7 protein-coding genes are annotated in these 7,735 nt (G+C 34.1%); 3 read left to right on the plus strand and 4 right to left on the minus strand.

Features of this window, described 5'->3' with window-relative positions:
- Genes Q0770_RS13415 through Q0770_RS13430 form a run of 4 tightly spaced genes read right to left on the minus strand, consistent with a single transcriptional unit; the run spans position 1 to position 2,985 of the window.
- Complete coding sequence (locus tag Q0770_RS13415) at positions 1–1,410, minus strand: GspE/PulE family protein (protein WP_299117821.1); 1,410 nt, start codon at positions 1,408–1,410, stop codon at positions 1–3.
- Positions 1,407–1,886 (minus strand): hypothetical protein, encoded by a 480-nt coding sequence (locus Q0770_RS13420; RefSeq protein ID WP_299117808.1) that lies wholly within the window; start codon positions 1,884–1,886, stop codon positions 1,407–1,409. The genes Q0770_RS13415 and Q0770_RS13420 overlap by 4 nt, the downstream gene beginning before the upstream one ends.
- A complete protein-coding gene (locus Q0770_RS13425; protein ID WP_299117810.1) occupies positions 1,886–2,299 on the minus strand; it encodes a general secretion pathway protein GspG in 414 nt (137 codons plus the stop codon). The genes Q0770_RS13420 and Q0770_RS13425 overlap by 1 nt, the downstream gene beginning before the upstream one ends.
- Before the next feature lie 8 nt (positions 2,300–2,307).
- A complete protein-coding gene (locus tag Q0770_RS13430; protein ID WP_299117811.1) occupies positions 2,308–2,985 on the minus strand; it encodes a response regulator in 678 nt (225 codons plus the stop codon).
- A 252-nt stretch (positions 2,986–3,237) separates the two neighbouring features.
- Between Q0770_RS13430 and Q0770_RS13435 the strand changes: the two genes are divergently transcribed.
- From Q0770_RS13435 to Q0770_RS13445, 3 genes are all read left to right on the plus strand, one after another.
- Positions 3,238–6,753 carry an RHS repeat protein gene (locus tag Q0770_RS13435; RefSeq protein ID WP_299117812.1) on the plus strand — a complete coding sequence of 1,172 codons (3,516 nt, stop codon included), beginning with the start codon at positions 3,238–3,240 and terminating at the stop codon, positions 6,751–6,753.
- A gap of 18 nt (positions 6,754–6,771) precedes the next feature.
- Positions 6,772–7,185 (plus strand): hypothetical protein, encoded by a 414-nt coding sequence (locus tag Q0770_RS13440; protein WP_299117813.1) that lies wholly within the window; start codon positions 6,772–6,774, stop codon positions 7,183–7,185.
- Positions 7,186–7,196: 11 nt separating this feature from the next.
- A partial coding sequence (locus Q0770_RS13445; protein WP_299117814.1) for a DUF6443 domain-containing protein occupies positions 7,197–7,735 on the plus strand: 539 nt, incomplete at its 3' end.

Below are 7,735 nucleotides of genomic sequence, written 5' to 3' on the forward strand. Positions count from 1 at the left end.
TTAGTTATTAAGTAATGGATAAACCTCTTCTAAAGACGTTAAACCTTTTTTTACAAGTGCAATAGCATTTTCTTTTAGCGTCACAATTCTATTTTCTTTTAAATATGTATCAATCTCCAAATCATTGGCTTTAATATATTTAAGTAGTGTAGTGTTTATTGGAATAATCTCATAAATGGCTTTTCTACCATTATATCCTGTATAAAAACAATTTGTACAACCTACAGCTACGCTGTGTAACTTTAAATCTTCTGGAGCTTTAAAATTCATAGGAAAATTACTTGGATTTACCGCTTTCTCTTCCTTACAGTCTGGACATAATTTTCTTACTAAACGCTGTGCGACACTCACATTTAATGTACTTGCAATTAAAAATGAAGGGATGCCCATATCTACCAATCGAGATACCGTTGCCCATGCTGAATTTGTATGAATAGTAGACAGTACCAAATGTCCTGTAAGTGCTGCTCTAATTGCCATATTAGCGGTCTTAACATCACGTATCTCACCAACCATAATAACATCAGGGTCTTGTCTTAAAAAGGTTCTTAGGGTACTAGAAAAATCTAGTCCAATATTTTCTCGCAATTGCACCTGATTAATACCTTCAAGCGTATACTCAATAGGATCTTCTATGGTTAATATATTTGTTTTTTCATCATTGAGAAGCTTTAAGGTGGCATAAAGCGTGGTGGTTTTACCTGAGCCTGTTGGCCCTGATATTAAGACAATTCCATTTGGGTTTTTTACGCATTCTTGGTAGGTTCTTAATTCTTGTTTAGTAAATCCTAAATCATCTAATTGAATATGCTCCGCATCTTTACTTAATATTCTAAGTACCATTTTTTCACCATGCAATGTTGGCAATGATGATACCCTGATATCATATTCCTCAGTAGGAGATTTAACACTTATTCTTCCATCTTGAGGTAGACGCTTCTCTGAAATGTCTAAGCCTGCTTTAATTTTAAGCTTATTTATTATTACAGGATAGTCTTCTCGTGATACCACAAAATATTCTTTGAGTTTTCCATCTAATCTCAGACGTACACGACATTTAGTCTCAAAAGCTTCAAAATGAATATCACTACTGCCTATGTTTTTTGCAGTAGCCAATAACTTTTCTAAAAAATCAGTGCTGTAGCTAAAACTTTGCGTGTTTTTAGAAGTACTTACCCTAAAATTTAAGTTTAGATATTTATTTAAATTTTCATGAGACTCTTTTAATAAGTTAACTTCTTTGCCAAGTACAATACTCAGCTCTTGCTTTAATGCTTCAGAATCTTCTTTAGATTTAAAACTAATAATACCATTTTCATCAGATACAGGCACAACACCATAAGCATAAGCTTGTTCACTGCTTATAAGTTGAGTTAACTCTACGGGTATTTTATAATTATCTACCACTATATACTATACAATTTAGTGGTGACTCCTGTCCAAAACGAAATATAAGTCAGTAAAAAGAATAAACTCATGTAACCTGCAAGTGGTATGGTTTTTTCTTTTTGATGCGCTTTTACTAGTATATGTAGTACTAAAGAAAATACTAATGAGAATACAAACACAACTACAAAAGACACAAAAGAAAAGCTTCCAATCAGACCAATAAATAGTAGCGCATCTCCCAAACCAAAGACCTGATTCAAAGAGGTTTTTAACTTAAATCTTGAGTAGATATACATCACAAAAAAAAGTAGCGCTATAAACATGCTATTCATCATTGCATTGACTAAAAATAATTCTGGAAGGGTGTTATTATAAAATAAAACCCCAGTTACAATCATAACTATTGGAAACAAAAACCAATACACTTTTCGTTCTTTTATATCTTGTAAAAGGATATAAAATAAAGAGATGACAAGTATAATTTTAAATAGGACCATTAGTCTTTTACTTTTTCTTTTGCAACACCACTTTCGTCCATCTCCCAGACATTAAAAACACCATCACCATCAAAGTCATTGATAGCTGTTGCTCTTGCCGTAAAGGATGTACCTGATGCACTCACAATTTCATAACTGTAATTACTTGTACCGTTTTCTTTAGTCGTTTTTGGAGGCTCAAAATCTAACTCATACATGTCTGTTGAATACTTAGAATACAAATACCTATAGGTGATTTGTGTATTATGTATGTACTTAAGCTGCAATTGGGCTTCAAGCGCTTTTGTCTTTGCAATCCGAGGCATTAAATTGGGTAAAGCCAAGAGTAATAGAATTCCAATTATGGCAAGCACACCTAAAAGTTCTTGCATATTAAAGGCTTCTATTTTATGTTCTTCTCTAATGATTTTCATAATAATCTTTATATAAATCCAGCCAACTCTGCTTTTAATATTAAGTCCCTATCACTACCTCCATTAACATCAAATGTAGTTTTTAGATTACTTTTCCTATGTTCTATAGCGCTTATAGACATATTTACTAAATCAGCTATTTCTTTTGTTTTTCCACCTTTATTTAAATGATAAAGTAATTGACGGTCAATTTTATCTAGAACAAAGTCATGAGATATATGTCTCCGCATTAATTGCTGAATAGCTTTACTATAATATGGCGGGTCTTGAAGAACAGAATTAATGGCCTCCAAAAGCTTTGTATAAGTAATATCACTCTTAATCAAGAAACCATCAGGATCCAAAGATTTTAAAATACTATTAAGTCGGTAATTGTTATTATGTGAGGCGAATACCACAGCTTTAACTTTAGGAAAAAGGCTCTTGATTTCAACGCCTAAATCTTCACCAGACAGAATACGCTTATCCTTTGATGGCGGTATAGAAATATCTAACAGAATTAAATCAAACGGCGTTGACTTAATCGCTCTATCAACCTCTTTTAAAGCTAAATCACTATTTGTTGCAGACCTTATTTTGAAATCATAAAGTCCATTCGAATCACTTATAGCATGTAAAGCGTTGATAAGTACATCGATGATTAAAGGCTCATCTTCTACTATTAAAACATGGATAGGTTTACACATACATCATTCTAAAAATGTGTCTATACATAGACATATTAATTAGTTACGAATCTAGATGATGTGTCGTAATTATAATTAAGGAAAAACCTTAAAATAATTGAGGGAAATCCACAATGGGTATCAAAAATCGGGTTATAAATTTACACCCTATAGAATGATTTCCGCACTGAGATTTATGACTTTAACATAAAATTAATGTTATAAAATTTCAAACACTCTGGATATCAGTAGTTTAATAAAAATCTTACAAAAATGAAACAGTATCTAAACGTTTGTTTTAAAATGATAATGGCTTTCTTACCCGTTATAGCTTTATCTCAAGACCTCCCCGAAGTTATACCTCCATCACCTACTGTAGCAAGTCTAATGCATCTAGAAGAAATACCAGCGGATTACTACACAGGACAACCTAATATTTCTATTCCGATGTTTTCAAAAAGCATCAACTCAGGTATTGGAATCGGGATAGCTCTAAATTATAGCACTCAAGGCGTAAAAATCAATAACCGATCGGGTTGGACAGGCACCGGATGGTCTTTAAGTGCAGGAGGAAGCATTTCTAGAACCGTTAGAGGCTTGCCTGATGAAATGAAGCGTAACACAGCATTAATTGTTGGTGAGGGAATTTTGCATAATAATGATTATTGGAATTATGACAGTTTAACTCAAACAGAAAAAGAACGCTTTCAATGGAGAGCAGCCGGAACACCTGCGGATGTTTATGATACTGAACCAGATTTGTTTCAATACAATTTTATGGGAACATCAGGGCGTTTTATAATTGTTAAAGAAGGTAATGGACTAGTTGCCAAAAACCTAGATAAATCTCAGAATATAAAAATTGAAATACAGTATAATAATAACCCTCTCAGTAATGATTACTACAAACTTTTGGCATTTAATATTACTGACCTTATGGGTTATAAATACACCTTTGATGTAGTTGAAAAAACATCATCTCAACCATTTATAGCGGTAACACTTCATGACCAACAAAACTTAGTTAATGGAAGTTCTCAAGACTACATGAGTGATTCTGCATGGCATATTTCTAAAATTGAAACGCCTAATTCAGATGGGAGTAGCAATGGAATCCTTGCATCTTTTAACTATACAACAAGTTTCGAAGCATATACAGCCTCAATAATGAGAACTTATAGTCGTCCAATTAATCATGATACATCTTTGTGGAATACTGTTATTTCTGTTCCATATAATGCTTCTGTTCTCATACCAAAGGAAGTACATTCATATCTTACACTTGGGATTACAACCAAAAAATTACAATCTATAAATTTTAAAGACGGTACATCTATTGGATTTGAAATAAGCTCTAATAATCACCCAGAAACTAATGGAGATATTTTAGAATATATTAGAATATATGATGAGAATTCAATTGAGGATAGACACTTCAAATTCGATTATAGTATAGGAAATAGATTGTGGTTAACTCAAATTAATGAAGTCGCAGGTGCAAATACCAATACCTACAACCTTAGTTATAATGATAAAGAATCTCTTGCTCCATTTGACTCACCTAATGAAACAGACGATTGGGGATATTTTAAAGACTATACATCTGTTCATTGTGGTTTATTACAATCAAATACTAGCGTAATAAGTACTGGATTATTAAAACAAATTGTTTATCCTACAGGAGGAGCAACAGAATTTGAATTCGAGCCTCATCAAATAAGTTTTCAAGGCCAAAATCAACTTACTGATAATGAATATCGTGATAAGAATCCTGATAACTGGGACACTAAACAGGTAAATGCAACCTATTATAACAGCTTTGGGTCACCTAACCCCAATGCACCATCATTTACTTTAACCCAAGAACAAGAATTAAGTTTAAATATTCTAAGTTTATCAGGCGATCAAGATGATATCTTTAATACAAATGTTCAAATATGGGACAGTAATAATGCAACTGTTCAATCTTTTGCCCTTGATACGCCTCAAACATTTAATCTAGACGCAGGCACATATACAGTTCATTTTATTACTCCTAGTATTTCTCCAAATGTCACTACAGAGGTTTGCGTAGGATATAAAGACTTCCTCCCTAGCCTTAAGCGATATATTTATGGTGGTGGAGTTAGAATTAAGTCCATAAAATTTAAAGATGACCCAAATGATAACAGTAGTGCAAGAGAATTTAATTATGACTATAAAGATGATTTAGATATAACAAAATCCTCTGGTAGTATTGATGGATTACTTACAGGTCTAGTAAGAAACTATAACCAAAAAATAACACGCCACTTGTTACCCGAAGAATGTCCAATAGATGATTATAATACAGGACCATTAACTTTTGAGTTTGCCATGGAAACCGAAAGTCTTAATATTCAAATTACTAAGGGTCAATATGTCGGTTATAAGACCATAACAGTTGAACAAACAGGAAATGGATATACAAAATACACACATACTTCTGCCCAAGACCATTTTAGTCCAGATTATAGTTATGTATATCCTTATCCGCTAACCGAAGATTTAGATTATTTAAGAGGTTTGTTAACTAAGGTTGAAACATTTGATAACAATAATAAAATACTAAGAGAAGTAAATAACACCTATTCTCACGAAAAAGAAGCTATATCAAAAGCATATAAATATCATGAGTTAGACTGTGCTTGGAAAAACTTTTACACCTACTATGACGATTGGATTGCTGGCACAAATGATCTTAATATGAGTCAATGTTATATAGGTGTATCAGATCAATCCTATCCAGCTACATTCCAAATTTATGATATTTACACAAAAAGAGTTATTAATGTTTCTAAAATGATTCATTCAAACGCTAGTGCAGGCTGCGAGAGAGATTGCATTGGAGTGTATGAAACCTGCAGTATTTATGATTTGTCTGATTATTATTTCAATTTAGTAGGAGGAATCCAACCTAATATCCCTTACGAATTCTATGAAAACAATATCAATGCTACATGGGTTAAACTCGATGAAACTATTAACAAAGAATACTTTTTTGATGCTAATGGTAATAATCAAACGACAAAAGAAACCCGTCAGGTATTTACCTATAACGATGACAACTACCAAATTAAAACTCAGGACACCTATTACAAGGTTAAAGGCGTTGATGAGCATTTAAAAGTTCAATACAATTATCCAGTTGGGCCATATACTGCAAATAATACAGACAACACAGGCCCTATAAGAAGCAAATTAGCTGCACAAAATAAAGTCACTGAAGTACTTGAAACACAATTCTACAGAAATGGTGTAATGATAAATGAAACTCATAACATCTATGCTGATTTTGACACCTCTGCTAACGATTTAATGCTGCCAAAAGAAGTTAAAGTAGGTAAAGGCACGCTAAGCCCAGAAAAGCGTATTGAGTTTTTAAAGTACGATAGCTATGCTAACCCGACTGAGGTTAAAAAGACAGATGGGACATCCATCATCTATCTCTATGGCTTTAATGGGGCGGTACCTGTTGCTAAAATTACCAATGCCAGTTTCAATACAGTGTCTTCTGTTCTAAATGGTGCTACAAGCTTTACTGGTAACATGTCTTCATCTCAAGAAAATAGCTTACGTAATTCGTCTTCACTTAGTGGTGCCATGATATCCTTCTATAGGTACGACCCACTTATTGGTGTAATTAGTACTGTTGACGATAAAGGCTATACGACAACCTATGAGTATGACGCCTTTAACCGTCTCGTACGAGTTAAAGATGCCCAAGGCAACATCCTTGGCGAAAACACCTATCACTACAAAAATCAATAATCTTAAAAGACACTAATTATGAAAATTTTATATACACTAGCCGTTGGTGTTTTACTGCTGGCTACGACATTAAGCGTCGCTCAAAACAACAGCATTTCAGATTTTACAATTGAGAGCAGTGATTTTTACCTCGATGATGAAGCTACAGAGATTATATCTAGCATCACTAAAACAGGAAACACACTCACCTGGACTCAAAATCATGAAGACAATAGCCTAGTCACCACCTTTAACATCCTTAGCTCTAGTGGCACATGGGATAATGCTACGTCTACAGGAAACATCAGCCTCACCATAGAAGTCGCTGGTAATAACAGTACGCTATCCTTAAGTGGTAGTAACGATAATATATCACTGCAAATATCTACTGCAGGTCTTAATAACACATCAGAAGAATTAATCTTTGATGTCACATCCATTGTTTATCTCTAATCTTTCGCAACATGACACATATACATCATTTATTAGGATTAAAACTTAGAGCTTTTTTGATAGTCTCTATGGTATTTATTAGTGCATCATTTGCGCAAACCATCACAGGACCAACAACAGTTGCTGCAGGGAGTACACATACTTATAGTTATACCGATGGGCTGTTTCACTCTGATAAGACCTGGACTATAAACGGAGGTACAGAAACCTCCTCGTGGTACACCAAAAACCCTCTTGTCATGTATGTTACCGTACAATGGGGCACAGGAAGTTCTGGTCAGGTCATTCTTGACTCTAATGGTACAACTTTAAATGTAACGATTACCGGTGGCAGCGGACCAACATGTCCAGATACTGCGCTCAGTGACGAGAACTATGTACATACTTTGGCACCACGTATTGCAAGTACCAACACCTCTGGCTTAGCCAATGACGAGAAGATAGAGTCTGTGAGTTATTTTGATGGTTTGGGTCGTGCCAAGCAATCTATTGGTATCCGTGCTGGTGCTAGCTGTGAGGATATTGTTACTCATGTGGCTTACGACCAATA

Origin of the sequence: uncultured Winogradskyella sp. (assembly GCF_947501905.1) — a bacterium.
Taxonomy (GTDB): Bacteria; Bacteroidota; Bacteroidia; order Flavobacteriales; family Flavobacteriaceae; genus Winogradskyella.

What these genes read in the sequence shown, in the direction of transcription:
- Q0770_RS13440 (WP_299117813.1), top strand. Translation starts at nt 6,772, where the DNA reads ATGAAAATTTTATATACACTAGCCGTTGGTGTTTTACTGCTGGCTACG.
- Q0770_RS13425 (WP_299117810.1), bottom strand. Translation starts at nt 2,299, where the DNA reads ATGAAAATCATTAGAGAAGAACATAAAATAGAAGCCTTTAATATGCAA.
- Q0770_RS13420 (WP_299117808.1), bottom strand. Translation starts at nt 1,886, where the DNA reads ATGGTCCTATTTAAAATTATACTTGTCATCTCTTTATTTTATATCCTT.
- Q0770_RS13430 (WP_299117811.1), bottom strand. Translation starts at nt 2,985, where the DNA reads ATGTGTAAACCTATCCATGTTTTAATAGTAGAAGATGAGCCTTTAATC.
- Q0770_RS13435 (WP_299117812.1), top strand. Translation starts at nt 3,238, where the DNA reads ATGAAACAGTATCTAAACGTTTGTTTTAAAATGATAATGGCTTTCTTA.